The organism is Micromonospora sp. CPCC 205739 (assembly GCF_036906795.1).
Classification (GTDB): domain Bacteria; phylum Actinomycetota; class Actinomycetes; order Mycobacteriales; family Micromonosporaceae; genus Micromonospora.
The window spans coordinates 185,052-212,021 of record NZ_JBAKHS010000001.1; the positions used below are offsets into that span (position 1 = coordinate 185,052).

Annotated in this window: 23 protein-coding genes; 8 read left to right on the top strand and 15 right to left on the bottom strand. The window is 75.4% G+C overall.

Features of this window, described 5'->3' with window-relative positions:
* Positions 1-71: 71 nt before the first annotated feature.
* The 3 genes from V6U88_RS00870 to V6U88_RS00880 all read right to left on the bottom strand — a co-directional run bounded on the left by V6U88_RS00870 (position 72) and on the right by V6U88_RS00880 (position 2,708).
* Positions 72-1,487 carry a carbohydrate-binding protein gene (locus tag V6U88_RS00870; protein WP_334449024.1) on the bottom strand — a complete coding sequence of 472 codons (1,416 nt, stop codon included), beginning with the start codon at positions 1,485-1,487 and terminating at the stop codon, positions 72-74.
* Between the two features lie 74 nt (positions 1,488-1,561).
* A complete protein-coding gene (locus V6U88_RS00875; protein ID WP_334449026.1) occupies positions 1,562-2,305 on the bottom strand; it encodes a YidC/Oxa1 family membrane protein insertase in 744 nt (247 codons plus the stop codon).
* 88 nt (positions 2,306-2,393) lie between these two features.
* Positions 2,394-2,708 (bottom strand): DUF6412 domain-containing protein, encoded by a 315-nt coding sequence (locus V6U88_RS00880; RefSeq protein WP_334449027.1) that lies wholly within the window; start codon positions 2,706-2,708, stop codon positions 2,394-2,396.
* A gap of 157 nt (positions 2,709-2,865) precedes the next feature.
* On the opposite strand from V6U88_RS00880, the gene V6U88_RS00885 reads away from it, so the two are divergent.
* The 3 genes from V6U88_RS00885 (at position 2,866) to V6U88_RS00895 (ending at position 6,335) form a co-directional block, all read left to right on the top strand.
* Positions 2,866-4,002 (top strand): carboxylate-amine ligase, encoded by a 1,137-nt coding sequence (locus V6U88_RS00885; RefSeq protein ID WP_334449852.1) that lies wholly within the window; start codon positions 2,866-2,868, stop codon positions 4,000-4,002.
* Positions 4,003-4,027: 25 nt separating this feature from the next.
* Positions 4,028-5,398, top strand: coding sequence for an FAD-dependent oxidoreductase (locus V6U88_RS00890; RefSeq protein ID WP_334449029.1), 1,371 nt, complete (start codon positions 4,028-4,030; stop codon positions 5,396-5,398).
* Positions 5,399-5,468: 70 nt separating this feature from the next.
* A complete protein-coding gene (locus tag V6U88_RS00895) occupies positions 5,469-6,335 on the top strand; it encodes an aminoglycoside phosphotransferase family protein (RefSeq protein WP_334449031.1) in 867 nt (288 codons plus the stop codon).
* Positions 6,336-6,341: 6 nt separating this feature from the next.
* Here the strand turns inward: V6U88_RS00895 and V6U88_RS00900 are convergent, their stop codons facing one another.
* Positions 6,342-7,151, bottom strand: a complete 810-nt coding sequence (locus V6U88_RS00900; RefSeq protein WP_334449033.1) for an Fpg/Nei family DNA glycosylase — start codon at positions 7,149-7,151, stop codon at positions 6,342-6,344.
* Positions 7,152-7,268: 117 nt separating this feature from the next.
* Here V6U88_RS00900 and V6U88_RS00905 point away from each other — a divergent pair, with 117 nt between their 5' ends.
* From V6U88_RS00905 to rocD, 3 genes are all read left to right on the top strand, one after another.
* Complete coding sequence (locus V6U88_RS00905) at positions 7,269-8,057, top strand: DUF4190 domain-containing protein (protein ID WP_334449035.1); 789 nt, start codon at positions 7,269-7,271, stop codon at positions 8,055-8,057.
* A gap of 347 nt (positions 8,058-8,404) precedes the next feature.
* The gene (gene ddaH / locus V6U88_RS00910) at positions 8,405-9,220 is read left to right on the top strand and encodes a dimethylargininase (RefSeq protein ID WP_179805910.1); all 816 of its coding nucleotides are present in this window, start codon (positions 8,405-8,407) and stop codon (positions 9,218-9,220) included.
* Entirely contained in the window at positions 9,217-10,431 is a 1,215-nt protein-coding gene (rocD, locus tag V6U88_RS00915) for an ornithine--oxo-acid transaminase (protein WP_334449036.1), read from the top strand. Before ddaH ends, rocD begins: the two co-directional genes overlap by 4 nt.
* A 66-nt stretch (positions 10,432-10,497) precedes the next feature.
* Here rocD and V6U88_RS00920 read toward each other — a convergent pair whose 3' ends face one another.
* A complete protein-coding gene (locus V6U88_RS00920; protein WP_334449038.1) occupies positions 10,498-11,649 on the bottom strand; it encodes an FHA domain-containing protein in 1,152 nt (383 codons plus the stop codon).
* Positions 11,646-11,939, bottom strand: a complete 294-nt coding sequence (locus tag V6U88_RS00925) for a 4a-hydroxytetrahydrobiopterin dehydratase (RefSeq protein WP_334449040.1) — start codon at positions 11,937-11,939, stop codon at positions 11,646-11,648. The genes V6U88_RS00920 and V6U88_RS00925 overlap by 4 nt, the downstream gene beginning before the upstream one ends.
* Positions 11,940-12,152: 213 nt before the next feature.
* Between V6U88_RS00925 and V6U88_RS00930 the strand changes: the two genes are divergently transcribed.
* A complete protein-coding gene (locus tag V6U88_RS00930; protein WP_334449042.1) occupies positions 12,153-12,923 on the top strand; it encodes a hypothetical protein in 771 nt (256 codons plus the stop codon).
* A gap of 69 nt (positions 12,924-12,992) precedes the next feature.
* Here the strand turns inward: V6U88_RS00930 and V6U88_RS00935 are convergent, their stop codons facing one another.
* The 5 genes from V6U88_RS00935 to V6U88_RS00955 all read right to left on the bottom strand — a co-directional run bounded on the left by V6U88_RS00935 (position 12,993) and on the right by V6U88_RS00955 (position 20,004).
* Positions 12,993-14,039, bottom strand: coding sequence for a fatty acid desaturase family protein (locus V6U88_RS00935; protein ID WP_334449044.1), 1,047 nt, complete (start codon positions 14,037-14,039; stop codon positions 12,993-12,995).
* 121 nt (positions 14,040-14,160) lie between these two features.
* Entirely contained in the window at positions 14,161-17,739 is a 3,579-nt protein-coding gene (locus V6U88_RS00940) for an SCO7613 C-terminal domain-containing membrane protein (RefSeq protein ID WP_334449046.1), read from the bottom strand.
* 47 nt (positions 17,740-17,786) lie between these two features.
* The gene (gene cutA / locus V6U88_RS00945; protein WP_334449047.1) at positions 17,787-18,107 is read right to left on the bottom strand and encodes a divalent-cation tolerance protein CutA; all 321 of its coding nucleotides are present in this window, start codon (positions 18,105-18,107) and stop codon (positions 17,787-17,789) included.
* Between the two features lie 50 nt (positions 18,108-18,157).
* Entirely contained in the window at positions 18,158-19,171 is a 1,014-nt protein-coding gene (locus V6U88_RS00950) for a 1-acyl-sn-glycerol-3-phosphate acyltransferase (protein WP_334449048.1), read from the bottom strand.
* Positions 19,171-20,004: a patatin-like phospholipase family protein gene (locus V6U88_RS00955; RefSeq protein WP_334449050.1), complete on the bottom strand. Its 834-nt coding sequence runs from the start codon at positions 20,002-20,004 to the stop codon at positions 19,171-19,173. The genes V6U88_RS00950 and V6U88_RS00955 overlap by 1 nt, the downstream gene beginning before the upstream one ends.
* Before the next feature lie 192 nt (positions 20,005-20,196).
* Between V6U88_RS00955 and V6U88_RS00960 the strand changes: the two genes are divergently transcribed.
* Positions 20,197-21,630 carry a serine/threonine-protein kinase gene (locus V6U88_RS00960; RefSeq protein WP_334449052.1) on the top strand — a complete coding sequence of 478 codons (1,434 nt, stop codon included), beginning with the start codon at positions 20,197-20,199 and terminating at the stop codon, positions 21,628-21,630.
* 28 nt (positions 21,631-21,658) lie between these two features.
* On the opposite strand, the gene V6U88_RS00965 is transcribed toward V6U88_RS00960, so the two are convergent.
* The 4 genes from V6U88_RS00965 to V6U88_RS00980 all read right to left on the bottom strand — a co-directional run bounded on the left by V6U88_RS00965 (position 21,659) and on the right by V6U88_RS00980 (position 26,953).
* Complete coding sequence (locus V6U88_RS00965) at positions 21,659-22,765, bottom strand: glycosyltransferase family 4 protein (RefSeq protein WP_442934547.1); 1,107 nt, start codon at positions 22,763-22,765, stop codon at positions 21,659-21,661.
* Positions 22,766-22,868: 103 nt separating this feature from the next.
* The gene (locus tag V6U88_RS00970) at positions 22,869-23,540 is read right to left on the bottom strand and encodes a BON domain-containing protein (protein ID WP_334449054.1); all 672 of its coding nucleotides are present in this window, start codon (positions 23,538-23,540) and stop codon (positions 22,869-22,871) included.
* Between the two features lie 186 nt (positions 23,541-23,726).
* Entirely contained in the window at positions 23,727-25,337 is a 1,611-nt protein-coding gene (locus V6U88_RS00975; RefSeq protein WP_334449056.1) for a trypsin-like peptidase domain-containing protein, read from the bottom strand.
* A 62-nt stretch (positions 25,338-25,399) separates the two neighbouring features.
* A complete protein-coding gene (locus V6U88_RS00980) occupies positions 25,400-26,953 on the bottom strand; it encodes a sensor histidine kinase (protein WP_334449058.1) in 1,554 nt (517 codons plus the stop codon).
* Between the last annotated feature and the right edge of the window lie 17 nt (positions 26,954-26,970).

Here is a 26,970-nt window from a genome sequence, read left to right on the forward strand (position 1 = left end):
TTAACTGATTCTGTCCAGAGTGGCCGCACCACCGATCGGGGCCCGCGTCCGCGACGCGGGCCCCGGTGGCGTCAGCGCCGGAAGGTGAACCAGTTGACATTGACGAAGTCGGCGGGCTGGCCGCTGCTGAAGGTCAGGTAGACGGTGCGCCGCCCGGTCACGGTGCCGGCGACGTTGCCGGGTACCGAGCGCCAGCTCTGCCAGCCGCCGGTGTTGGCGATGGCGAAGCTGCCGATCGGCGCGCTGGTCGGGCTGTCCAGGCGCACCTCGACCAGGCCGCTCACCCCGCCGGCCGCGCCGGAGGCCACCCGGGCGACGAAGTCGCGCGGCGGGGTCGCCCCGAAGTCGACGTTGTCGTAGCGGACCCAGTCACCGTTGCGCAGCGCGCCGATGTTCTGCCCGCCCTCGACGCACGCCTCGACGATCACCCCGTTCTGCCCGGTGAACGCCTCGGCCTGGATCGTCCCGTACGCGTCCACGCCACCCGACGGTGGCGGAGTGGTCGGCGGCGGCGTCGACGTCCCCCGGCGGTAGACCGCCACGTAGTCGACCAGCATCGAGCGGCCGGAGACGGTCGAGGCGGTCGGGGTGGTGTAGCCGGCCACCCCGTTCGGGAACGAGCCGCCCATCGCGACGTTGAGCAGCAGGAAGTAGCCCGCGTGGTTGGTCATCTGGGTCCAGTACGGCTCGCCGACCTGCTGCTGCCCGACGGTGTGGTAGAGCTGCCCGTCGACGTACCAGCGCAGTTGCTGGGGGCTGACCGAGGCGTCCCACTCGAACCGGTAGGTGTGGAAGGCGGACTGGCAGGTGCTGCCGGGGCAGGGCCGCGAGTTGCCCAGCCCGCTGAACTCGTTGCACGGGCCGCCCGGGGCGTACCCGCAGTGCAGCACGCCCCAGACCTGGTTCAGCCCGTTGACGTTCTCCATCACGTCGAACTCGCCGATGCCCGGCCAGTTCTGGTAGTTGCCCCGGTACGGCGAGCCGAGCGCCCAGAACGCCGGCCAGTACCCGGCGGCCTGGGCCCCGGTGACGTTGGGCATCTGGATCCGCCCCTCGATGGCGAGCACTCCCCCGGCGGGCGGCTTGAAGTCGGTGCGGACGGTCTCGATCCGGGCCGAGGTCCACCGGCCGGCGGCGTCCCGGACCGGCGTGATCCGCAGGTTGCCGGCGCCGTCGTGGGCGAGGTTGGTGGCGCTGGCGGTGTACGTCTGGATCTCGCCGGTGCCCCAGTTGGGCGGGCCGCCCGGGTAGCTGGTGCCGGTGTCGATGATCCAGTTGGCGGCCGACGGCAGGGTGCCGGCGCCGCCGGTGAAGTCGTCGCTCCACACCAGGTTCCAGCCGGCCGGGGGCGGTGGGACGGCGGCGTGCGCGGTCACCGTCACGCCGGCCAGTGCGGTGGTGGTGACGGCGAGCGCGACGGCCAGGGGGAGCCGTCGGCGGGACCGACGGCGCAGGGGGGCGGCGGGGGCCGCCGGGACAGGGTTCATCGGGGTGCCTCTCTGCGGGGACGGGTCGAGAGAGCGCTCTCTGAGCGATTTGTACGCCGCCCACTGGACACATGTCAACGCTTGTCGATGGCTTGCGGCTGCGGCCGGCGCAGCACCACCTGCTCCAGCGCGGTCCACGCCGTGGTGGTGACCAGGTACAGCACCGCCGCCAGCGGTACCACCAGCGCCACCAGCACGGTCACGTACGGCAGCAGCGGGATCAGCCGGCCCAGCGTGGCCGCGCCCGGCCCCTCGATCGGCGTACCGGCCACCGTGCCGGTCGCCGCCGCGGCGCGCTTCGCCCGACGGGACGAGAACCAGGCCAGGCCGGTCAGCACTGCCAGCAGCGCGCCGAAGACCAGCACCACCGGGCCGGAGAGGCCGTCGCCCAGGTGCCAGCCCAGCGGCACCCCGGCCAGCCGCTCGTCGAGCAGCCCGGGGCCGCCCTCGCCGGTGGCGAAGAGTCGGTACATGACCAGGAAGAACGGGGCCTGGAGCAGGGCCGGCAGACAGCCGGCGACCGGGCTGGCGCCGGCCCGCCGGTAGAGCCCGAACAGCTCGGACTGCAACCGGGCCGGGTCGTCGGCGTACCGCTGCTGGAGCTCGCGGACCTCGGGGGCGAGCGCGGTGCGGCGCCGCTCGCCGCGGACCTGGGCCAGGGTGAGCGGCGAGATCAGCAGCCGGACGGCGATGGTGAACAGGACGATGGCGGCGGCGGTGGCGGCCCCGCCGGTCAGCGGCGCGAGCGCGTCGGAGAGCCAGGTGACGGCGGCGCCGGCGGCACCCACCGCGTCGTGCACGGGTGAGAAGGCGAGCATGGAGTGACCCCTCGGTCCGATTCCGGATGTCCCGCGGTGTCCGGCGGGACGGATGACGACGGAATCGGCCGGGCGACGGCGCGCGGGCTCAGCCCGCGACCGGGCGCCACCCGGCCGAGGGACGCCGCCCCGGCGCCCGGGGACGCGGGCGGCCGGCCGCGTCCGGGTCGACCTGGCGGGGCACCCGCCGGCGGCGGGCCCGTTCCCGCAGCCCCACCGCCCGCCGGCCACCCCGGGCCGGCCCGTCCACCCGGCGGGGCCGCGCCGCCAGCAGCGCCGCGAGCAGCAGCGCGGCCACCACCGCCGCGCCGGCGAGGAGCTCGGCCGGACGCTGGCCGAGCAGCGTCAGCTCGGTGAGCGCGTACGCCCACAGACCCGTCACCGCCACCAGCAGACCCGGCACGCAGACCAGCCTAGGGTCCGTCGTCCACCGCACCGGCGGGATCGGCGACACGCGCCGCGACGCGCCGGTGCGGCGTTTTCCATCGCCGCCACTGTGGGTAACCAGAGCCCGACCGGCGCGGACGGACCGCGACCGGCGCGAAGGAACGGTGGTGGCGATGACCAGCCAGGTGGCGGAGGTGCCCCCGACGGCCCCGAGCGGCACCGATCTGCTCACGGTGGGTGTCGAGGAGGAGTTCCTGCTCGTCGACCCGCACACCGGCGCCGCGGTGCCCGCCGTCGACCTGGTGATGGAGCAGGTGCCGGCCGAGCTGCGCGGCCAGGTGGAGCGGGAGTTCCAGACCAGCCAGATCGAGATCGGCAGCCCGCCCGGGCTGGAACTGCGCTCGATCCGCCACTCCCTCGGCGTGCTGCGGGCCGCGCTCGCCGACGCCGCCGAACGCGCCGGCGTACGGCTGCTCGCCATCGGCACCGGCCCGGTCGAGGGCCCGGTCCCGCCGGTGGTCGACAAGCCGCGCTTCGACCAGATGATCGAGCGGTTCCGGCTGCTGGTGCCGGGCCCCGGCAACAACGGCATGCACGTGCACGTCGGTGTCCCCGATCCGGAGACCGGCGTCCAGGTGCTCAACCACGTCCGGCCCTGGCTGCCCGTGCTGCAGGCGGTGACCACCAACTCCCCCTTCGCCCGGGGCGAGGACACCGGCTACGCCAGCTGGCGCTCGGTCGAGTGGGAGCACTGGCCGTCGGTCGCACCCACCCCGTTCCTGGAGTCGCACGAGCACTACCAGCGGCTGATCCGGCAGCTCATCGCCAGCGGCGTGATGCTCGACGAGGGGATGCTCTACTGGTACGCCCGGCTGTCGGCGAAGTACCCGACGGTGGAGATCCGCATCGGCGACGTCTGCCCGTCGGTGGACGACGCGGTGCTGGTCGCGGCCATGGTCCGGGCCATGGTGGCGACCGCGAAGACGGATATCGCCGAAGGCCGGCCGCCGGTCAACACCGATCACCACCTGCTGGTCGCCGCGCACTGGCGGGCCGCCCACGACGGGCTGGAGGGCGAGGGCGTCGACCTCACCAACGGCGAGCTGCGGCCGGCCTGGGCGCTGCTCGACGCCCTGGTCGACCGGGTGCGCCCGGCCCTGGAGAGTCACGGTGACCTGGCCGAGGTGACCGACCTGCTGGCCGGGCTGCGCCGGCACGGCAGCGGCGCCGCCCGGCAGCGGGCCGTCTTCGCCCGGACCGGTCGGTTGGCGGACGTGGTGGCGGACGTCGCGCGACAGACCCGCGGTTGATCCCCCGCGTGGGAGACTGGTCACCGTGGCACAACGGCTGATCGTCATCGGCGGGGACGGCGCGGGCATGGCGGCGGCCTCCCAGGCCCGCCGCCGCCGGGGTGCGGACGACCTGGAGATCGTCGCGTTCGAGCGGGGGCACTTCACCTCGTACTCGGCGTGCGGCATCCCGTACTGGATCAGCGGGACGGTCGCGGAACGGGACGAGCTGATCGTCCGGTCCCCCGCCACGTTCCGCGAGGAGCACCAGATCGACGTGCGGATCCGCACCGAGGTCACCGGCATCGACCTGGACCGCCGCGAGGTCGTCGCCCGCGACCTGGAACGCGGCGGCGAGCTGCGCGAGCGGTTCGACACCCTGGTGTACGCCACCGGCGCGGTGCCGACGAAGCCCGCCTGGGCCCGCGACGACGTGGCCGGCGTCTTCGGCGTGCAGACCCTGGACGACGGCGCGGCGGTGCGCGACTGGCTGGAGAGCGAGCCGAAGCCACGCCGGGCGGTGGTGGTCGGCGGCGGCTACATCGGGGTGGAGATGGCCGAGGCGATGGTCCAGCGGGGACTCTCGGTCACCCTGGTGGAGCAGGGCGAGCAGCCGATGTCCACCGTCGACCCGGACATGGCCACCCTGGTCGCCACGGCGATGCGCGGCCTCGGCATCGAGATCCGCACCGGCGTCGAGGTGACCGGGGTCGAGGAACGCGACGGCCGGGTCGCGGCGGTGGTCACCGGCGACGGCTCGCTCCCGGCCGACCTCGTGGTCCTGGGTCTGGGGGTACGCCCCAACACCGCGCTCGCCGGCGCCGCCGGCCTGCCACTGGGCACCACCGGCGGGGTCCAGGTGGACCGGCGGATGCGGGTGCCCGGAATCCCGGACGTGTGGGCGGCCGGCGACTGCGTGGAGACCCTGCACCGGGTCAGCGGGATGTCGGTGCACGTCCCGCTCGGTACGCACGCCAACAAGCAGGGCCGGGTCGTCGGGATCAACATCGGCGGCGGGTACGCCACCTTCCCCGGCGTCATCGGCACCGCCGTGACCAAGGTCTGCGACCTGGAGGTGGGGCGGACCGGGCTGCGGGAGCGGGAAGCCTCGGCGGCCGGCTTCGAATTCATCACGGTCAAGGCCGAGTCGACCAGCCGGGCCGGCTACTACCCCGGGGCCCGCCCGATGACCGTCAAGCTGATCGCCGAGCGTCCCACCGGGCGGCTGCTCGGCGCCCAGATCGTCGGCCGCTCCGAGGCGGCCAAGCGGATCGACGCGCTGGCCGTGGCGCTCTGGAACGGCATGACCGTGGACGACATGACCGCGCTGGACCTCGGCTACGCCCCGCCGTACGCGCCGGTGTGGGACCCGGTGCTGATCGCCGCCCGCAAGGCCGTCGACGCGCTGGCCCGCTGACCCGCCACGGCGCGGGGACCCGTGCGGAAACGGTGCTGCGCGGCGAGCCGGGTCGGTCGAGGATGGCCGGATGGAGATCCCGGAGGGACTGTCATGGGTGCGGCGGAGGCCGACCGGCCCGGACTGGCTGGCGACGCTCCCCCGGTGGCGCGACGAGTGCGCCGCGCGCTGGTCGCTGCGGCTCGGGCCGCCCTTCCGGTACGCGTTCGCCTCGCTGGCGATGCCCGCCACGCTGCCCGACGGCACCCCGGCGGTGCTGAAGCTCCAGTACCCGGAACCGGACAGCCGCCACGAGGCCGACGCGCTCGCGCACTGGGCCGGCGACGGGGCGGTACGCCTGCTCGGGCACGACCCGCAGCGCCGGGCGCTGCTGATCGAGCGGTGCCGACCCGGCTCACCGGTGCACCGGCTGCCACCCGACGAGGCGCTGGACGTGGTCGTCGGGCTGCTGCCCCGGCTGTGGCGGCCGGCCGGCGCGCCGTTCACCACGCTCGCCGAGGAGGCCGCCGGCTGGCGGGAGCGGCTGCCGGGGAACTGGGAGCGGGCCGGCCGGCCGTACGAGCGGCGGCTGCTCGACGCCGCGCTCGGCCGGCTCGCCGACCTCGTCGACGACCAGGGCGAACAGGTGCTGGTGAACCAGGACCTGCACGCCGGCAACGTGCTGCGCGCGACCCGCGAGCCGTGGCTGGTGATCGACCCGAAGCCGCTGGTCGGCGAGCGCGAGTTCGGGGCGGTGCCGATCGTGCGCGGCCCGGAGCTGGGTCACTCGCCCGCGGCGGTACGGCGGCGGCTGGACCGGGTCACCGGTGCGCTGGGGCTGGACCGGGAACGGGTCCGGGGCTGGGCGATCGCGCAGACGCTGGCCTGGAGCACCGACGGGGAGGTCGTCTTCCCGAACCAGGTCGAGTCGGTCCGCTGGCTGGTCGACGGCGGTTGAACGGGGTCAGCCGGCCTGGCAGGTGGCGCACCAGTAGAGGTTGCGCCCGGCCAGCGCGCCCCGGCTGACCGGCGTGGCGCAGACGTGGCAGGGGTCGCCGGGGCGGCGGTAGACGTACACCTCGCCGCCGTGCCGGTCGACGCGGGCCGGGCGACCCATCGCCTCCGGCAGGTGCGCGTCGCGGACGGTGTCGATCCGGCCGCGCGCGACGGCCAGCGTCATCAGCGCGACCAGGTCGGCCCAGAGCGCGTCCCAGCCGGCCGGGGTCAGCTCCCGACCGGGCAGCGTCGGCGGCAGCCCCGCCCGGAACAGCGCCTCGGTGACGAAGATCAGCCCGGTGCCGGCCACCACCGACTGGTCCAGCAGCAGCGCGGCGAGCGGGGTGGGACTGCGCCGGATCCGCTGGTACGCCCGTCCCGGGTCGGCGTCGGTGCGCAGCGGGTCGGGGCCGAGCCGCTCGCGCAGCGCCGCCACCTCGGGCGGGGTGAGCAGCTCGCAGGCGGTGGGACCGCGCAGGTCGAGCCAGTGCCAGTCGCTGGCGAGCCGCAACCGGACCTGCCCGACCGGGGGCGGCGGCTCCCCCGGCCCGTCGCTGAACTTGCCGTACAGGCCCAGGTGCACGTGCAGGGTCAGCTCACCGGCGTAGTGGTGCAGCAAGTGCTTGCCGTACGCCTCGGTGCCGTCGAGGACGGTGCCGGAGAGCCGGGCGGCGCCCTCGGCGAAGCGGCCCTGCGGGCTGGCGGCGGTCACCTTGTCGCCGGCGAACAGCTCGGCGTGCCGGGCCGCCAGGCGGTGGATGGTGTGTCCCTCTGGCACGCCGGCAACGGTAGCCCGGGTGTGGCGGATCGGGCGGCTGGGTACCACAGGGGTGATACGCGTGGCAGTCCACCGGCGCTTCCGAGGCCTCCACGCATCCATCAGGAGGTGTTCGAGATGAAGATTCCTTCGCTGTCGCGCCGGACCGAGCCGGCGCCCACGACCGACCAGAACGGTGACGGCCGCGTCGACGGACGCGACCGGACCGGCACCGACCGCCCGGCCGACCCGCCGGTCGTCACCGACCGGGACGCCGAGCAGACGACGTACCGCAGCAGCGCGCTGGCCAGCGACGGCGAGCGCAACGCCGACGCGGAGCGCCGGGCCGCCGAGCGCGCCGCGCTGGCCCGCGCCGCCACCGCCCGCCCGATATCGCCGGGCGGACCGTCCGGCCGGGTCGCCCCGGTCGACGACGAGCCCCGCCGTACCCCGGATCGGCTGACCGGCGCGGACCGGGACACCCGCGCGGCCGCGCCCCTGGCGGACCCCACCGCGGAGCGGACGGTCGACCTGAACCACGACCGCGACGCGACCGCGGACCGGGACGAGGCCCGGCGGGAGACCCCGGTGGTCGCCGGCCCGAAGCCGCGGGCCAGCCTGCTGGCCACCCTGGGTCTGATCGTCTCGGTGGTCGGCGCCCTGTTCGTGCTCACCGGCACCCTGGCCGGGTACGGCATCGCGGTCGGCGCGGCCGGCGCGGTGCTCTCCGTCCTCGGCCTGATGGCGACCCGGCGGCGGCACGTCGCCGGCAAGACCGACGCGCTGATCGGCATCCTGGTCGGCCTGGCCGCCGTGGTGCTCGGCGTGGTCGCGATGACCGGCCAGTTCGACTGGCCGACCACCGACGGCGACTGGGTGGCCCGGTTCCGGGAGTGGCTCGACTCACAGTTTGTCGACCGCCTCTGACGGGCACTTTCCCGCTCGCCGGTGGTGCGCCGGCGACGCCCGACCAGCTTGGTGGTTCACCAGCCGGGCACGCATCCTTTCGGGGGCGGCGGTTCGCCGCCCCCGAAGCGCATCCGGGGCCGTCACCTCCCGTCACGGGGGGGGTGGCGGCCCCGGCGTCGTTTCGCCGGAACGAGCGTGAACGCAACACATCACCGCCCGTTGGGCGCTAGACGCAACGATTAGTCGGCGTACGCAACTCTCGGCGGTGGATGTCGTCGGCCGGTCCCGCATACCGTTGACGAACGGCGCCAGCCCGTCGGCCGAGGTGGCCGGGCGCGCCCGACCCCCAGGAGCAGGACATGACGATGGACGCCATCAGCCAGCGCTTTCTGATGTGCCGGCCGACGTACTTCGCCGTCGACTACGCCATCAACCCGTGGATGGACCCGACCGCGCCGGTCGACGCCGACCTCGCCATCCGGCAGTGGGAGCAGCTGCGCCAGACCTATCTCGACCTGGGCCACTCCGTCGAGCTGATCGACCCGGTCGCCGGTCTGCCGGACATGGTCTTCGCGGCCAACGGCGGCACGGTGATCGACGACAAGGCCATGGCGGTGCAGTTCCGCGACCCGCAGCGCGCCGACGAGGCCCCCGCCTACCGCGCCTGGTTCGAGGCCGCCGGCTTCGAGATGTACGACCCGAAGCACGTCAACGAGGGCGAGGGTGACGTCCTGCTGGTCGGCGACTACCTGCTCGCCGGCACCGGCTTCCGCACCGCGCACGCCTCGCACGCGCAGCTGCAGGAGGTCTTCGGCTACCCGGTGATCACGATGCAGCTGGTCGACCCGCGCTTCTACCACCTGGACACCGCCCTGACCGTGCTCGACGAGCGGACCGTGGCGTACCTTCCGGAGGCGTTCTCCCCCGGCAGCCAGGCGGTGCTGCGCCGGCTCTTCCCGGACGCGGTGCACGCCACCATGGCCGACGCCGAGGTGCTGGGGCTGAACGCGGTCAGCGACGGTCGGCACGTGGTGCTGCCGGCGCAGGCCACCGACCTGGCCGCGAAGCTGCGCGACCGGGGCTACGAGACCATCGGTATCGACCTGTCCGAGCTGCGCAAGGCCGGCGGCGGACCGAAGTGCTGCACGTTGCGACTCCGTCAGGGAAAGGCGAGCAAGTGATCGAGGACATGCTGCGGACTCCGGCCGCGGTACGGGACGCGGAGAAGCACACCGCGCACAACTACCACCCGCTGCCGGTGGTGATCTCCTCCGCCGAGGGCGCCTGGCTCACCGACGTGGACGGCCGTCGCTACCTGGACTGCCTCGCCGGCTACTCGGCCCTGAACTTCGGCCACCGGCACCCGACGCTGATCCGGGCCGCGCACGAGCAGCTCGACAAGCTGACGCTCACCAGCCGCGCGTTCATCCACGACCAGTTCGCCGACTTCTGCCGGGAGCTGGCCGAGCTGTGCGGCAAGGACCTGGTCCTGCCGATGAACACCGGCGCCGAGGCGGTCGAGACCGGCGTCAAGGTCGCCCGCAAGTGGGGTTACCAGGTCAAGGGCGTCACCCCCGGCCAGGCCAACATTGTGGTCGCCGAGGGCAACTTCCACGGCCGGACGACCACCATCGTCAGCTTCTCCACCGACGAGGACGCGCGCGCCGACTTCGGGCCGTACACCCCGGGCTTCACGGTCGTCCCCTACGGTGACCTGGACGCGCTGGCCGCCGCGATCGACGAGAACACCGTCGCCGTGCTGCTGGAGCCGATCCAGGGCGAGCAGGGCGTCGTGGTGCCGCCGGAGGGCTACCTGCCGGGCGTGCGCCGGGTCTGCACCGAGCGCAACGTGCTCTTCATCGCCGACGAGATCCAGTCCGGCCTGGGCCGGACCGGGCACACCTTCGCCTGCGACCACGAGGGCGTCGTGCCGGACATGTACCTGCTGGGCAAGGCGCTCGGCGGCGGCATCGTGCCGGTCTCCGCGGTCGCCGCGAACGCCGACGTGCTGGGCGTGCTGAAGCCGGGCCAGCACGGCTCGACCTTCGGCGGCAACCCGCTGGCCTGCGCGGTCGCCACCGAGGTGGTCCGGCTGCTGGCCACCGGCGAGTTCCAGCGCCGCTCCGCCGAGCTGGGCGCGCGGCTGCGCGCCGGCCTGGAGGGGCTGCTCGGCAAGGGTCTGGTCGCCGTCCGGGTCCGGGGCCTCTGGGCCGGGGTGGACATCGACCCGGCGCTGATGAGCGGCCGCCAGGCCTGCGAGCGGCTGATGGAGCGGGGCGTCCTGGCCAAGGACACCCACGGCTCCACCATCCGGCTGGCCCCGCCGCTGGTGATCACCGAGGACGAGATCGACCACGCGGTGGCCCAGCTCGCCGCCGTGCTGGCCGGCTGACACCTCGTACGCGACAGGCGGGCGTCGGGACCACGGTCCCGGCGCCCGCCGTCGTCTCTGCGGTGCTCAGGCGCGGGGCAGGCGCATGGCCATGGTGGGCGCCTCGGCCATCACCGAGGTCGGGGTGAACGGGGCGCCGGTGGGCAGTTCCTTGGCGCGGCCGACCTGGACGCCCGGGTAGAGCTCCACCATGTCGGCGCCGCCGAGCACCCGGGACTGGTTCGGCGCGAGCGGGATGCGCTCCGCCTCGGTCATCGAGCCGTTCGGGCGGATGCCGGAGCCGTTGGTGCTCACGTCGGTCACGATCACCTCGCCGACCCGCAGCTCCAGCCGGATGTGGCTGCGGCTGATCCAGCGCCGGGCCTCGTCGTTGAGCCACTGGCCGAGCACGATCCCGCCGTTGGCGTCGGGCGCCCGCCCGACCAGCACCGGCTGCTCCTCGGTGAGCACGAACCGCCGCCGGACCAGCCCGCCGATCCGGACCGCCAGCACCTCGCTGCGGGGGCGCGGCCCGGCGTCGCCGAGCCGGGTGCCGTGCCGGGGGCAGGTCGGCACCCCGTTGCGCAGCGACGGCGGCGGCTGGCCGGCCGGCGCGCGCTCGACCCGGGCCAGGTCGGCGAACGCCCCGCCGCCCCCGCCGCCGCCGAAGAGCGCGCAGCCCGGCTCCGGGCAGCGCCACTGCCGGGCCAGCAGCTTCGCCCCGACCGGCGAGCGGTCCCCCTCGACCGGGGTCGGCGCGCCGCCGACGTGGGCGACGAAGACCGGGCCACCGGCGCCCGGCACCGGCGCTAGCACCCGCCCCGGCTGCTCCACCAGCCACGGGAACCGGCCGCGCAGGCCGTCGAAGCGGACCCGGGTGAGCACCGGCAGGCCGAGCAGGTCGGCCACCTCCAGCATCCGGTCGCCCGGATTGTCCAGCACCTCGACCAGGCCGTCGTCGGCCCAGCGGCGGACCACCATCCGCTCGTTGGAGGTGAGGTCGGCGTCGGAGAGCAACGCCCGGTGCACCACGGCGTAGACCGGGACGCTGTCCTCCTCCAACTCGCGGGACAGGGCGTCGATCACCATGCCCAGCCGCAGCAGGCTGGCCGGCCGGCCGCCGTCGAGGTCCTGGTAGCGGATCACCTCGGCGAGGTCGAGGACCGCCCGGGCCAGCGACGGGTCCGTGCAGACCCGCCCCTCGATGGCGTCCAGCACCTTGCTGATCTCGAATCTCATCGGGCGCTCCGGACGATGTCGTCGATCTGGCGCGCCAGCTCCACGTCCCGGTCGGTGACGCCACCGGCCGAGTGGGTGACGCAGCGGAAGGTCACGGTCCGCCACCGGATGTCGATGTCGGGGTGGTGGTCGAGTCGCTCGGCCACCTCCGCCACCCGGTCGACCACTGCGATGGCCGCCGGAAAACTGCCCAGCTCGACCGAGCGGCTGATCTGAGTCGGGTCGCCCGACCAGTCCGCCAGCCCGCCCAGCTTCTCTCGCACCGCCTCGGCGGTGAGCAGGTCTGTCATGGCCCGACCCTACCGGGACCGGGACGGGCCGGCCGGACGCGCCGTAGCCCGGCAGGCCTCCCGGACCCGGTGTGTCCGGCGGGTCACCGACGGCTACGGCGAGCAGACATCGACGCCCGACTGTCGCTCCCGCCCGCTACGCTGACCGACGGCCCGGCCGGTGCGGGCGGCACGCGCCGCGCCGGCCCACCCCTTCACGAGGAGAAATCCACAATGAACACTCGACGGCTGGCGACCACGGGGGTCGCGCTCGTCGCCGCGCTGGGTCTGCTGACCGGGTGCGGCAACCAGACCGGAGCGGACGCTCCAGCCGCCAACGGAAGCGCCGCGAGCGTCGGCCCGAGCAGCAGCGCGACCGCCGCACCGCTCGACGAGCTGACCGCCGCGGCGCTCAAGCTCAACGAGGACAGCGTCCGGGCCACCATCTCGTCGTCGGTGCTCAACGGCGGCGGCCTGATGGACCCCCGCACCAAGGCGATGGACATGACCCTCGACATGGGCAGCCAGGGCAAGGTCCGGATGATCACCCTCGGCGACGACGCCTGGATGAAGATCAGCGGGATGGCCGGCGCGCCGAAGAAGTGGCTGCACATGGACGCCACCAAGCTCGGCGCCAGCGGCCAGATGAACCTGATGCCGGACGGCGACCCGGGCGGCGCCCGGCAGATGATCAAGGGGGTCACCGAGGTCGAGAAGACCGGCGACCACGCCTTCGCCGGCACTCTGGACTACAGCAAGGCCAAGCCGGACGACAAGGGCATCAAGGCGCTCGGCGCCAAGGCCAAGGCGGTGCCGTTCACCGCGAAGACCGACGACCAGGGCCGGCTGATCGAGCTGGTCGTCGACACCACCGTGCTGTCCCCGGCGGCGGGCAAGCTGAAGACCACCTACACGGACTTCGGCGCGGCCGTCGCCCCGCAGAAGCCGCCGGCCAGCCAGACCCAGGAGGCTCCGGCTGAGCTGATCAAGGCGTTCGGCGGCTGACCGCCCCGCACCCCGACGCGCGACGGGGCGGCACCGCAACCGGTGCCGCCCCGTCGCGCGTACGTGGGGTCAGCCGCGCAGCGGCCGGCCCACCTCGTGCAGGTGCGCCAGCGCCTGCCGGTACGACTCCACCAGCCCGGTCTCGGCGTACGGCACGTCGCGCTCGGCGCAGTACGCCCGCACGATCGGCTGCGCCCGCCGCAGGTTGCCCCGGGGCATGTTCGGGAACAGGTGGTGCTCGATCTGGTAGTTGAGCCCGCCCAGCGCGACGTCGACGACCCGCCCGCCCCGCACGTTGCGCGAGGTGAGCACCTGCTTGCGCAGGTAGTCCAGGTCGTCGTCCTCCGTCGGCATCGGCATGCCCTTGTGGTTCGGGGCGAACGCGCAGCCCATGTAGAGACCCCAGAGGCCCTGGTGGATGACGATGAAGGCGAGCGCCTTCGCCGGCGACATCACCGCGAAGATCAGCCCCAGGTAGCCGACGGTGTGCGCGACGAGCAGCAACCCCTCCACGCCCCGGTGCCGCATCGGCGTGGACCAGCCGCCGTCCGACCGAGCGACCAGCGCCCGGATGCTGGCCACGTGCAGGTGGAAGCCCTCCAGCAGCAGCATCGGGAAGAACAGCCAGGCCTGCCGCCGCGCCAGCCAGCGCAGGTAGGGCGGGGTCGCCGCGGCCTGCTCGTACGTCCAGACCAGCGCGCCGCCGCCGACGTCCGGGTCCTCGTCGGTGTGGTTGGGGTTGGCGTGGTGCCGGTTGTGCTTGTCGACCCACCAGCCGTAGCTGAGCCCGACCGACAGGTTGCCGGCGAGCAGGCCGGCCAGCTCGCTCGGGCCGCGACGGCGGAACATCTGCCGGTGCCCGGCGTCGTGGCCGAGGAAGGCCACCTGGGTGGTGGCGACCGCCATGCCCACCGCCATCAGCAGCTGCGCCCACGAGTCCCCGACCGCCACCACCGCGGCCCAGCCCGCCAGGAAGAAGCCGGCGGTCAGCGCGATCCGCGCCGCGTACCGGCCGGGACGGCGTTCCAGCAGGCCGGCCTCGTTGATCCGTCGGGACAACACCGCGTAGTCACTGCCGCGTCGTACCGGTTGGTCCGCCACCGCTGAACGCGCCATCTCCGCTCCCCTGTCCTCGGTCCGGGCCGCACCCGTTGGCGGACCCACCTCAATTGTCGCGGCAATGGTTGCGCGGCGTAATCATGGCAACACCCCGATTCGAGGTGGTGTTGCCCCTACCTCAGCCCATCCGGCCGACTGCCGCGCGCAGCCGGGTCAGGTCCCGCCGACGCCGCTCGTACGTGGCGGCGAGGGCGATCAACGCGAACCCGCCGACCGCCAGGAAGATCCACCGGGGCAGCAGGTCCCAGCCCCGGACCAGCTCGTGCAGGGCCAGCAGGGCCAACGTCGTGCCCCCGAGCACCACCGGCGCCTGCCAGCGCCGGGTGGCCCCGGCGAGCACCACGCCCAGCGCCGCAACCCCGAGCAGCAGCCGTCGCCAGGGCTGAGGTTCGGGGGCGACCAGCACCGACACCAGGCCGGGCAGCAGCCCGGCGGCGAGCCCCGGGCCGAGCGCGGGCCAGCTGGTCAACCCGGGCCGACTACGCAGCGCGACGACACCGGCGACCAGCGCCAGCCCGGCCGCCGGCAGGGTGTACGCCTCCAGCAACACCACGCCGCCGGCGGCGAGCAGCAGCCAGGCGCCGAGCAGTTCGCTGCCGCCGGCGATGCCCGCGAAGGCCCACCGCCGCTCGGCGGACTCGCCCCGACGCAGCACCCGCAGCGCCACCGCCACGCCCCAGAGCACGCAGACCGCCGCCGCGTGGCGCGCGGAGGACGCGGTGAGCAGCAGCGCCACCAGCGCCACGGCCTGCGCGGCTCCCTCCGCCGCCCGCCCGGTGACCGGCGTGCGTCGGGCCAGCGGCGGCGCGACGGACAGCACCACCACCGCCACCGCGAGCACCGCGAAGCCGGCGGTGCGCAGCGGCAGCCCGGCGGCCAGGGATGCGGTCACCGCGAGGCCGGTCGCCGCGCCGACCGCCACCAGGCAGCCGGTCAGTCGCACCTCGGCGCGCCGCCCGGCGACGCCGGCCACCGCCGCCGCCACGACCAGCAGGGCCAGGCCGGCGAGGGTGCCGGCCCGGGTGGCGGAGAGCCCGGTCAGCCCGGCCAGGGTCCAGAGCAGTCCGACGGGCACCGCGACCGCACCCAGCAGGGGGCGCGGGGGCGACAGGGCGGCGGCCAGCAGAGCGGCCAGGCCGGTGAGCAGCGCCACCGCCGGCACCACCGGCCAGGGCACCCCGGCGGTCGCCAGCAGCACCGGCACCGCGGCGGCGGCGAAGGGCAGCGCCAGCAGGGCCGCGACGGCCGGGCCGCCCCGGGCCCGCCGGGCGGCCAGCCCGGCGGTGGCCGCCAGCACCAGCAGGGCTGCGCCGGCGGGCCAGCCGCCGGGCAGCGGCGCGGTCGCGGGTACGCCCGACCAGGGCTCGACCGGCCCGTCGTACGGCGAGTGCAGCGCCGTCAGGGCCACCGGGGCGGCGCCGAGCGCGGCGACCACCGCCAGCACGGCGGCCATCGTCCGGCCGACGACCGACGCCGGGGTGTCCCGGTCGACGACCGCCAGCGACAGCGCGGCGAGCGCGGCGTAGAGCGTGACCGGCTCGGCGGCCGGTACGACCACCGGCGCCAGGCCGGCCACGCCGACCGCCACGGCCGCCGCGGTCGACGCGTACCCGTCGAGGTCGGGCCAGTGGCGACGGACCGGGCCGAGCGCGACCAGCGGCAGCACGACGGCGGCGAACCCGGCCCGCAGCTGCCACCAGGGCGGGAACCCGGCGGCGAGGAGCGCGACGACCATCCCCGCCGGCACGGCGAGCAGCGCCACCACGAGCCCGCCCCCGGCGACGGCGTGCTGCGCCGGGGTCCCCCGGCGGGCGAGGGCCGCCACCGCGAGCCCGGCGGGCAGCAGCACCCCGAGCGCCGCCAGCATGCCGCCCGGGGCGGCCAGCGCCACCAGCAGACCGTGCCCGAGCAGCGCGGCGCCGGCCAGCGAGCCGACCAGCACGGTCGGGGTGCGGCGACCCGGGTGGACGACGGCCAGCAGCAGCCCCACCCCGACGGCGAGGTCCACGGCGAGCGCCGCCGGCCACGGCGTGGCGGCCACCGCCGGCAGGGCGGAGGCGGTCAACGCGACACCGGCGAGCGCGGTCACCGGACGGGCGGCCCGGGGCAGCAGCAGGCCGGTCGCGGCGGCGGTCAGCGCGACGGCGACCGGGAGCTGCCAGCCCCAGCCGAACGCCGGGCCGGCCGCCGCGCCCTGCCACGCGGGCAGCGAACGGGCCACCGCGCCACCGGCGACCAGCAGGGTGGCCAGGACGCCCACCTGGGCCAGCCCACCGGCGACGACCAGGGCACCGACCCGGGGACCTGAGCGCAGCCGGGGCGGGACCGCCCGGACCGCCCCGGCCAGGGCGGCGGTCACCAGGGCGGCCGCGACCAGCAGCACCCCGGGGCGCAGTTCGGCCACCGGCCGGAGCAGCGCGGCGGCCAGCAGCGGCACCAGCAGCGCCGCCGCGACCTGGCGGAACACCCGGCTCCCGGCGGCCCACGCCGCGCCGAGCAGGACCAGCCCCACCAGCAGCATCGGCACCCCGGCCAGCACCGGCTGACCGGCGGCCCGACCCCAGGCCAGCGGCACCAGCGCGCAGCCGGCGGCGAGCACGGTCGCGGCGCCGAAGCCGAGCCAGGCGAGCACCTGCCCGGCCCGCACCACGGCCGGGACGCGCGGCCCGGCGGCCGGTCCCCCACCGGCCGCCGGACCCCCGATCCGCGCCCCCGACGGGTCGGCCGGCGTCCCCCCGCCGACCACTGCCGGTGTCCCCCCGGCCCCCGCCGGTCGGCCGGTGGCCGCGTCCGGCGCCACCGCAGCGGCGGCGGGACCTGGCGGCACCGGGCCGGGCACGGACGGCCCGGCCGGCGCCCCGGCCCGACGGCGCAGCGCGACCACCACCACGAGGTCGAGCACCGCCACCCCGAGCAGGACCAGGGTCCATCCGCCGGCGTCGGGTCGGGCCGGCACCGCGGCCAGCGGCAGCACCGGCTGCGCGACGACGAGCGCCGCGAACCAGGGCACGGTCAACCGGCTCAGCCGGGCGTACCCGGCGGCGATCGCCGCGCTGGCCCCCCCGACCAGCGCGGCGTACCGGGTGCCCGGCCAGTCGGCCACGCCGAACAGGTCCACCGCCCAGGCGGCGTACCCGTCGAGCACCACCAGCAGCAGCCCCACCGCGGCGAAGGTCTCCGCGGTGCCCCGCAGCCCGCGCCGCGCCGCCACCAGCGGCGCGGCCAGCGCCAGCACGGTGAACGCGGCCAGGATCGCCGCCCGCCCGGCGACCCCCACGGCGGCCCAGGCGACGGCGGTGAAGACCACCGCCGCGGTGCCGAGCAGCAGCCCGCCGAGGACGAACAGCAGCCCCTGCACCGTCCGCGTCGAGGTCTCCGGCCGTCCCGGCGCCGCCAGCACGGGTCGAGCCGCGGCCGGTGGCATCGCGGCGGCCGGCACCCGCACCGGCCCGGCCACCTCGGCCCGGACCCGGGCCGCCAGCTCCGCCCGCCGCCGCTGCGCCGCGAGCAGCCGGCCGGACAGGCCCTGGTACGCCTCGCGGGCCCGCTCCACCTCCCGGCCGAGCGTGCGGATCTCCGCGTCCAGCCGGATCACCTCGGCCGCGAGCGGGTACGGCGGGCGGCCGCAGCCGGAGCAGCCGCGGACGAGATCGGCGGGCGCGCCGCAGCCGGGGCAGGGGTAGCCGGTGTTCTCCACCCGCTCATCCTCACGGCCGGGTCACCGCCCGCCCAGAGTGCGCGTACCTAGGTACGCGTGTTGTCGTGCACCCAGGCGGCGTACGCCGGGTTCCCGCACTCCACCCGGGACACCAGGATCTCCGGCACCTCGTACGGGTGGTCGGCGCGGATCCGGTCGACCAGCGCGACCACCCGGTCGGGGGCGGTCTTGAACTGCACCGACCACTCGGTGCCGGCCTCCACGCCGGACCGCCACCAGTAGGTGCTGTCGACCTGGCCGCCGACCTGCGCGCAGGCGGCCAGCCGCCCGGCGACCGTCTCGGCCGCCAGCGCGTCCGCGACCGCGCGCGCGTCCACCACCGTCGTGACCACGCAGATCTGTTCCATCAGCGCACCCTACGTGGCACGGGCGGCGCCGGCCTGCGTGGTCGACCGGCTCAGACGTCGTCGCGGTTGGCGGCGATCCAGGTGTCGATCCGGCCCCACCAGTCGAAGAGCCAGTCGATGCGCTCCTGGCGCCCGGTCGGGATCTCCTCCGGCGGCACCGACCAGAACCGCATCACGATCCGCTTGTCCATCGGCAGCTCCCGCCAGACGTCGGCCACGGTGAGCATCCGGTCCAGCCCGGTGTGCGCCACGAAGATCACCCCGGCCTCCGGGGCGGCGTCCAGCGCGGCGAGCAGTCCGCCGGGCTGCGGAGCGAGCACGTGCCGCATCCGCTCGGCGCGCAGCGCCATCCGCTCCAGTCCCAGCGCGCGGAGCCGGGCGATGGCGCGCAGCCGGCGGCCGGGCGTGAAGTTGCCGCCCTCCGGGAAGATCACGAAGGCGTCGTTGTCGTCCAGGCCGGTGGCGAGCTGGCCGATCTGCCGGACGATCGACTCACGCCCGTCCGGGCCGGGCGCGATGAACCGGTTGGGCAGCCGGTTGAGCAGCACGTCGATCGCCGGGTCCCACTGGAGGCTCTCCTTGAGCACGATCCGCGGCTCGCGCCGGAACCAGTTCACCAGGGCGTGGATCAGGATGAACGAGTCACCCGGCCCGGCGTGCCGGCAGAGCACCAGCTCCGGCCGGCCGGGCAGCGCGGTGTCCGGGTCGGTGCCGACCACGTCGATGCTCAGCCGCAGCGTCCAGCGGGCCTGCCAGAAGAGCACCCGCAGGAAGCGGCCGGCCAGCGCGTAGTGGGCGCGCTGGAAGGCCGGCGAACGCTTGCGCAGCCCGAAGCCGGAGGCCACCCAGAGCGCGAAGAGCGCGGCCAGCGCCGCGGCGTCCCAGACCAGGTAGACGCAGCCGATCCAGAGCAGCCGCAGCGGTCGCAGCCGGCCGGGCACGAAGGGCGACAGCGCCAGGCCGAGCAGCGCCCAGACCGGCACCGTGGTCACCGTCACCACGGCGAGCAGCACCACGCCGGGGGCCAGCAGCATCCGACGTACCCACCGGGGTGGCAGCGGCATCAGCGGTCCAGCTGGGTGGCCAGGTAGTACCGGGAGGCGGTGTACGCCCGGCTGATCCGCCGCCCCACCGCCGCCATGTCCCGGTACGCCCACGGACTGTCGTCCCGGGGTTCCAGCCCACCGGTCGGCAGCACGTGCACCTCCACCCCGTCGGGCAGCGCCGCCATCTCCCGGGCGAACCGGTGCCGCCGGGCGATCTCGAACGCCACCTGGGCGATCTCCCAGGGCCGTCGGGGCGGCGTCAGCTCCCGCTCGATCCGACCCACCTGGAGTACGAAGATCCGCCGCGCGCCCACCGCGACCGCCTCGCCGATCGGGATCGAGTTGACGATCCCGCCGTCCACGTAGTGCTGGTCGTCGATCCGGGCCGGCGGCAGCAGCCCCGGCACGGAGGCCGAGGCGAGCACGGCGGGCACCAGCGGGCCCCGGTCGAACCAGTGCTCGGCGGCCCGCTCGATGTTCGCCGCGCAGCAACGGAACGGCACCTTCAGGTCGGCGAAGGTGGTCTGCGCGCCCAACTCCTTCTCCAGCAGCTTGCGCAGCGGCCGGGGCGAGTGCAGGTGGGTACGCGCGGCGAACCGGCGCAGCTGGCGGGCCACCGAGTCGCCGTACACCTCGCTCGCCTCTGGCGAGGCCCAGAGCCGGACCAGCCGGTCGGTCACCGCCTCGGACGGGTCGGCGGCGACCAGCGCGCCGTTGACCGCGCCGATCGAGGTGCCGAGCACCACGTCGGGGCGGATCCGGGCCCGGAACAGGGCGCGCAGCATGCCCACCTCGACCGCGCCGAGCACTCCCCCGCCGCCGAGCACGAACGCCACCGGACCCTGCGCCATGTGGTTCATCCTGGCACGGGCCCGCCGCCCGGCCGGGCCCAGCCGCTGGTCACCGCGGCCCGGCCGGCTGACGGTGGCGGACCGCGAATTGTCCATGGCGGAGGGTGACCACTGAATCGGACGACCGTTGACACGGCGGACACATTCCCGCAACCTGATACCGCCCCCACCCCCAGGCAGGTGCGATCACCGATGGCAGCGCTGCACGCCGGCAGGTTGCTGGCCCGCCGGTACCGGCTCGTCGACCAGATCGGAGCCGGCGGCATGTCGGTCATCTGGCGGGCCCGCGACGAGGTGCTCGACCGTGTGGTGGCCGTCAAGGTGCTCGCCCCCTCGCTGGCCGCGGACGCCCGCTTCCGGGACATGGTCCGCGAGGAGGCCCGCTCCGCCGCGCAGCTGGTCCATCCGCACGTCACCGCCGTGCACGACTACGGCGAGACGCTGGCCCCGGACGGCTCGATCACCTCGTTCGTGGTGATGGAGCTGCTCACCGGGGAGGAACTGGAGCACCGGCTCACCGAGGGGCCGCTGCCCTGGGCGGAGGCGGTCGAGGTGGGCGCCCAGGTGGCCGACGCCCTCGCGGCGGCGCACCGGCTCGGCATCGTGCACCGGGACATCACCCCGTCCAACGTGATGATGACCCGGGTCGGCACGAAGGTGCTCGACTTCGGCATCGCCACCCACATCGGCGCCCCGGACGAGGACGAGGACGGCGGCACCTTCGGCACCCCCGCGTACGTCGCGCCGGAGCGGCTGGACGGGGCACCGGCCCAGCCGGCCACCGACGTCTACTCCCTCGGGGTGCTGCTCTACGAGACGCTGACCGGCCAGGTGCCGTACCCGGCGGACACCTGGGAGCAGCTCGGCGAGGCGTTGGCCGCGGAGGAACCGCCCACCCTGGACGGTGTGCCGGGGCTGCCGCCGGCGGTCGCCCGTACCTGCCTGCGCTGCCTGGCCCGCGATCCGCGGGACCGGCCCACCGCGCACCAGGTGGCCGCGGCGCTACGGGACCAACTGCTCCCCGGCGACCCGCAGGCGAGCACCGTGCGCGCGCCGACCGTGACCCTGCCCGCGCTGCCCGCCTCCGACGCCCCGGCCGGTCCGCCGTCGCGGCGGCGACCGCTGGCGTTGGTGGCCGCGCTGGTGGTGGTGACCACGGCCGCCGCGCTGCTCGCGCCCACCCTGACGCCGGAGTCGACGCCCCCGCCGGACGCCCGGCGGACCGGCGCCCCGGCGGTCGAGCCGACGGTCCCGCCCGCCGCGCCGTCCACGCTCCCGCCGCGGGAGCCGACCGCTCCGGCGACCGACGCGCCGTCGTCGCCGCCAAAGTCCACACCGGACGGCGGGCAGGGCGCCGGTGGGCTCACCGAGGCCGCCGAGCGGCTGCGCCGGCTGATCGACGACGGGGTACGCAGCGGCGACGTGCGCGCCGACGTCGGCACCGACCTGCGCAACGTGCTGGGCAACCTGACCCGGGCGGCCGCCGACGGGCGGTCCGACCTGGCCGAACCGGTGGCCCTGCTGCGCGAGAAGGTCACCCGCCGCGTGGACGAGGGCGGCATCACCCCGAGGTACGCGCGCCGGCTCGACGCGGCCATCGTGGACCTCGGCACCACCCGGGTCTGACCTCCGGCCCGGGTCCGGCGGCGTCCGGTCAGCGGGCGGTGATCGGCGTCGGCTCCCGGGCCGGGGTGGTCGTGCCGGAGACCAGCAGCCGGTACACCGCCTCGTAGCCCTGCGCCATCCGGTCGGTGGAGAAGTGCCGCGCCACGTGCGCGACACAGTCCGCCGGGTCGAGCCGGACCACCGCGCGCAGCGCCGCCGGCAGTTCCTCGGCGCGGTCCCGGATCAGCCCGGTCACCCCGTCCACCACCAGCTCCGGCACCGCCCCGCGCCGCAGCGCCACGACCGGCGTACCGGTCGCCATCGCCTCCAGCATCACCATGCCGAACGGCTCCTCCCACCGGATCGGCATGATCAGACAGTGGGCGTCCACCAGCAGCCGCAGGGTCTCCGCCCGGTCGGCGTTGAACACCACGTCGACGTCCTCGCCCAGCAGCGGCTGGACGACCTCGGTGAAGTAGCGCTGCTCGGCGGGCTCGTTGCACTTGCCGGCCAGGGTCAGCGGCAGGCCGGCCTCCCGGCAGGCGCGGATCGCCACGTCCGGGCCCTTGTCCGGGCTGAACCGGGCCAGCCAGAGGACCGGGCCCCGCCCGGGGGCCGGCTTCTGCGGGAACTCCCGCACGTCCATCGCGTTGTGCACGGTCCCCAGCCACGGCAGGCTCGGGTTCCACCGGCGCTGCGCGTGCGAGATGGCCACCAGCCCCACGCCCCGGTCGGTGTCGCCGAGCACGGCACCGTACTCCCCGACCGGGTTGCCGTGCACGGTGGCCACGGTCGGCACCGCACGCCGGCCGGCGACCAGCGGGCCGATGGTGGTGTGGTCGTGGATCAGGTCGAAGTCGGCCGCGGTGACCAGGTCGTTCACCCGGGCCAGGTGGGCCAGCTCCGGCAGTGCCTCACCGAGCCGGGCGTACTGGAGGTCCTCGACGGTGGAGACGAAATCGGCGGCGGTGCCGTGGTGTCGGCCGGCCCCGAAGAGGGTCACCGCGTGGCCGTGCTCGACCAGCGCGTCCACCAGCCCGTGCACCACCTGCTCCAGCCCGCCGTAGCCCGGCGGCGGCACCGACAGCCACGGCGGCACCACCATCGCGATCCGCAGCGGCGGTTCGGGCCGGTTGTCCGACCGACGGTGGGTCACGGCAGGTCCTCCCCGGTTCTTCCGCTTCCCCTGAGCGGGATCAGCGGCGATTTCCCCGGCGTGACGGCGGTAAACGGACACCCCGCACGGGCCCGGCGGCGGTTCACCCGGTGACGACGAGTCGGTCGTCCACGGCCCGTACGCCCGGGGCCGACCAGGCGACCCGCTCCGCCTCGTCCCGCTCCCACCAGGAACGGACGGTCCCGCCCAGGATGACCGTGTCGCCGGCCAACTCGACCGTGATCGCCTCGGTGCCGGTCCGGCGGCGCAGCGCCCGGCGCAGGTCCCGGGCGGTCTGCTCGGCGCTGGGCGGACTCTGCGGCACCACCTCGACGAGGTTGGTCACCCCGCGTACGCCCCGCAGCCGGCGCAGTTCCCGCTCGGCGGTACGCCGCTGGAAGCCGAACTCCACCTCGCCGCGCAGCATCAGCCAGCCGTTGGCGACCGTCACGTCCAGCCGCTCGGCGGGCACGAAGCTGTCCCACTCCAGCGCCCGTACGGCGGCGACGGCGAGGTCGGCGTCGTCCTGGCCGTCCAGGCCGGGCAGGCGCACCTCGACGTCGTCGGCGACCGCGCGCACCCCGCGTACCCGGTGCGCGCAGCGCTGCGCCGCCCACTTGCGGGCGAAACTGTCCGCCCGGCCGGTCAGGGTGACCACGCCGTCGGCGACGCTCACCCCGATCTCGTGCGGCTGGACCTGCGGGTCCCAGGCCAACTCGTCGAGCACGTCGCGCTGGATGTCCGGATCGGTGCGGGTGGCCGCTGCCGTGGTCATGGCGTCCCCTCCCGTGCGGTCGGCTCCTGGCGAGGATGCCGACGGGCCGGGTGAGCGCGGCTCACCCCACCGGGGTGAATCGGCGCCGCGGGCGCGAAGGGGCCAGGCACGAAAAAGGGCGGCGGGTGACGGAGCCAACCCCCTTGGCTCCGCCACCCGCCGCCCCGGGAGGAGGCAGGTCTGGTGTTATGACGTCTCGGCGAGCGTGACGGTTGCCTTCGACTCGGCACCATTTCGCTTGTAGGTCACCTCGACCCGGTCGCCGACCTTGCCGGCCTGGACGGCGCCCACGAGGTCGTTGGAATCGTTGACCACCTTGTCGCCGAACCGGGTGATCACGTCGCCGCGCTGCAGGCCCGCCTTCTCGGCGGCGCTGCCCGGCACGACCGCGGCGACCAGCGCCCCGCCGTCCTCGGCCGCGTTGACGCTGACCCCGAGGGACGGGTGGCTGACCTTCTCGCCGCGCTGGAGCTTCCCGGCGACGTCCTTGGCCTTGTTGCTGGGGATGGCGAAGCCGACCCCGATGTTGCCGCTGCTGCCCTGCCCGGCGGTGGCGATCGCGGTGTTGATGCCGATCACCTCGCCGCGGGTGTTGACCAGCGCGCCGCCGGAGTTGCCGGGGTTGATCGGCGCGTCGGTCTGCAGCAGCCCGGAGATCGAACTGGCGCCCTGCTGCGGGTTCTGCTGCTGCCCGTTCTCGCCGGCCTGGATGGTCCGGTCCCGGGCGCTGAGGATGCCGGCGGTGACCGAGCCCTGCAGGCCCAGCGGGCTGCCCAGGGCGAGCACCTGGTCGCCGACCTGCATCCCGTCGCTGTCGCCGAACCTGGCGGCCTTCAGGTCACTCACGCCGCTGGCCTTGACCACGGCCAGGTCCGTCTTCGGGTCGGTACCGACGATCTTGGCCTGGGCGGTCTTGCCGTCGGCGAAGACCACCCGGACGGTGTCGCCGGCGGCGGAGGCGACCACGTGGTTGTTGGTGAGCACGTAGCCGTCGGCGCTGAGGATCACGCCGGATCCCTCGCTGTTGCCGGTGAGGATCGAGACCACGCTGTCCTGCACGGCGGCGGCGATCTTCGGCAGGTCGGCGCTGTTGATCACCGGGGCGGCCGAGTAGGTGCGGGTGATCCCGCCGGAGTCGCCCTCCACCGCCAGGGCGAGCGCGCCACCGGCCACGCCGGAGCCGAGCATCAGGGCGAAGACCGCCACGCCGGCGCCGACGAACTTGGCCACCTTCGAGGGGCGCGGGCCGGCGGCCCAGGGCGGCACCGGCTGCCCGCCGTGCTGCGGCGGTACCGGACCACCGGGCCCGCCCGGGTAGCCGGCCGCCCAGCCGGACTGCTGCCCGGGCTGCGCCGGCTGGTAGCCGGCCGCCGGGTACTGGCCGGCCGCCGGGTACGGCTGGTAGCCGGGGCGGTAGGTCTGGTCGCCCCCGTGCGCCCCGACCGGGTACGGCGCGGCGGAGGTCTGGCCGGTGGCCGGCCACCCGCCGTGGGTCTGGCCGGTGGCCGGGTACCCGGCACCGGAGGGCTGGCCGGCGTACGGCGCGGCGGAGGTGTGGCCGGCGGCGGCGTACGGCGCGGCGGCGGTCTGGGCGTCCGGCGCGGTGGCGGCGCTGGGCTGGGTCGGGGTGCGCGCCGGCTCCCCCGCGGTGCCGGCGGCGTCGCCCGGGGTGGCCGGGCCGGGCTCGGTGGAGTCGGACTGCCCGCGCTCGACGCGGGACAGCTCGGCGGTGGGGTGCGACGGCTCCCCGTCGGGGGCGGCCGGCCGCCGCTGCGGGTCGGTCTCGAACTCGGTCATGGGTCCACTTTCTCCCCTCGCACTGGCACCAGCCTGGAACCCGCCTGAATGTTGTCTGAAAGTCAGTCGGCGTCGCCGTCGGCGTCCGGCAGCAGGGGCAGCCGGACCCGGAAGGTCGCCCCGCCGCCCGGGGTCTCGGTGACCTGCACGGTGCCGTGGTGGGCGGAGACCAGGGCCGCGACGATCGCCAGGCCCAGGCCGGTGCTGGTGATCCCGCTCGCCCGACGGGTCCGCGCCGCGTCGGCCCGGTAGAAGCGCTCGAACACCCGCTCGGCCTGCTCCGGGCTGAGGCCGGGGCCGGTGTCCGCCACCTCGACCACGGCCAGGTTCCCCGGCTCGGTACGCAGCCGCAGGGTCACCGCGGCGTCCGGCGGCGTGTGGGTGAGGGCGTTGGTCATCAGATTGCCGATCACCTGCCGCAACCGGGCGTCGTCGCCGTGCACCACCAGCGGGCCGGAGCCGGGCTCGATGTCCAGCTCGATCCGCCGGTCGGGGGCGACGACCCGGGCGGCCTGCACCGCGTCGGACGCGAGCACCGGCAGCTCGACCGGGGCCAGCGAGAGGGGTCGTTCCCGGTCCAGCCGGGCCAGCAGCAGCAGGTCCTCCACCAGCAACCCCATCCGGGCCGCCTCGTCCTCGATGCGGCGCAGCAGGTCGGCGGTCTGCTCCGGCGCGCGCGCCGCGCCCTGCCGGTACAGCTCGGCGAAGCCCCGGATGGTGGTCAGCGGGGTACGCAGCTCGTGCGAGGCGTCCGCGACGAACTGCCGCATCCGCTCCTCGGAGCGGCGGGCCCGCGCCTCGGAGGCCTGCGCCGCCTGTGCCGCGTCCCGGGCGCCGGCCTCGGCCGAGCGGGCCGCCGTCTCCGACGCGGCCCGGGCGGTGAAGGCGGCCTCGATCTGGGCCAGCATCGCGTTCAGCGCGCGGGAGAGCCGGCCCAGCTCGGAGGTGGCGCACTCCTGCCCGTCCTCGGGGTCGGGCACCCGCCGGGTGAGGTCGCCCCCGGCGATGGCGGCGGCGGTGCGCTCGATCTCCACCAGCGGCTTGAGGCTGGTCCGCACGATCGCCGCGCCGATCGAGGCGAGCAGGATCAGCACCGCCCCGCCGACCAGGAGGTCTATCCACACCAGCCGCTTGACGGCCAGGTCGACGTCGGTGAGGTGCTGCCCGACCGCCAGCACCCGGCCGTCCGGCAGCTCGCGGTAGAGCATCCGCCAGCGGTCGTGGCCGTCCTGGGCGCGGACGGTGCGCGGGTCGCCCTCCTCGGCGCGGAACCCGGCCACGTCGGCCGGGACCGGCGGCAGGTCCTGGAGTTCCAGGTTCTCGTCGTACCCGATGATCTTGCCACCGTCGTCGTCGGCCAGCGCCACGACGTAGTCGGTGGGCAGCGCGGCCCGCGCCCGGCCCGCCTCCAGGTCGGGCAGCACCCGGCCGACCTGGACGCTGGCCGCCTGGAGCTCGGCGTCCACCTGGCCGACCAGGTAGTTGCGCAGGAAGTACGTGGTCAGCGAGCTGATCACGAGCAGCGCGGCGGCGACCAGCGCCAGCACCGACGCGACCAGCTTGATCCGCAACGGGACGCTGCGCAGTCGGCCCTTCGCCTCGTGCAGGACGCTCACCGGTTCACCGTGGTCCG

Coding starts and splice junctions, on each gene's coding strand:
- V6U88_RS00950 (WP_334449048.1), bottom strand. CDS start 19,171: ATGCCGCTGCCACCCCGGTGGGTACGTCGGATGCTGCTGGCCCCCGGC.
- cutA (WP_334449047.1), bottom strand. CDS start 18,107: ATGGAACAGATCTGCGTGGTCACGACGGTGGTGGACGCGCGCGCGGTC.
- V6U88_RS00925 (WP_334449040.1), bottom strand. CDS start 11,939: ATGACAGACCTGCTCACCGCCGAGGCGGTGCGAGAGAAGCTGGGCGGG.
- V6U88_RS00975 (WP_334449056.1), bottom strand. CDS start 25,337: ATGACCGAGTTCGAGACCGACCCGCAGCGGCGGCCGGCCGCCCCCGAC.
- V6U88_RS00930 (WP_334449042.1), top strand. CDS start 12,153: ATGAACACTCGACGGCTGGCGACCACGGGGGTCGCGCTCGTCGCCGCG.
- V6U88_RS00955 (WP_334449050.1), bottom strand. CDS start 20,004: ATGGCGCAGGGTCCGGTGGCGTTCGTGCTCGGCGGCGGGGGAGTGCTC.
- V6U88_RS00870 (WP_334449024.1), bottom strand. CDS start 1,487: ATGAACCCTGTCCCGGCGGCCCCCGCCGCCCCCCTGCGCCGTCGGTCC.
- V6U88_RS00875 (WP_334449026.1), bottom strand. CDS start 2,305: ATGCTCGCCTTCTCACCCGTGCACGACGCGGTGGGTGCCGCCGGCGCC.
- V6U88_RS00895 (WP_334449031.1), top strand. CDS start 5,469: ATGGAGATCCCGGAGGGACTGTCATGGGTGCGGCGGAGGCCGACCGGC.
- V6U88_RS00920 (WP_334449038.1), bottom strand. CDS start 11,649: ATGAGATTCGAGATCAGCAAGGTGCTGGACGCCATCGAGGGGCGGGTC.
- ddaH (WP_179805910.1), top strand. CDS start 8,405: ATGGACGCCATCAGCCAGCGCTTTCTGATGTGCCGGCCGACGTACTTC.
- V6U88_RS00905 (WP_334449035.1), top strand. CDS start 7,269: ATGAAGATTCCTTCGCTGTCGCGCCGGACCGAGCCGGCGCCCACGACC.
- V6U88_RS00960 (WP_334449052.1), top strand. CDS start 20,197: ATGGCAGCGCTGCACGCCGGCAGGTTGCTGGCCCGCCGGTACCGGCTC.
- V6U88_RS00885 (WP_334449852.1), top strand. CDS start 2,866: ATGACCAGCCAGGTGGCGGAGGTGCCCCCGACGGCCCCGAGCGGCACC.
- V6U88_RS00935 (WP_334449044.1), bottom strand. CDS start 14,039: ATGGCGCGTTCAGCGGTGGCGGACCAACCGGTACGACGCGGCAGTGAC.
- V6U88_RS00970 (WP_334449054.1), bottom strand. CDS start 23,540: ATGACCACGGCAGCGGCCACCCGCACCGATCCGGACATCCAGCGCGAC.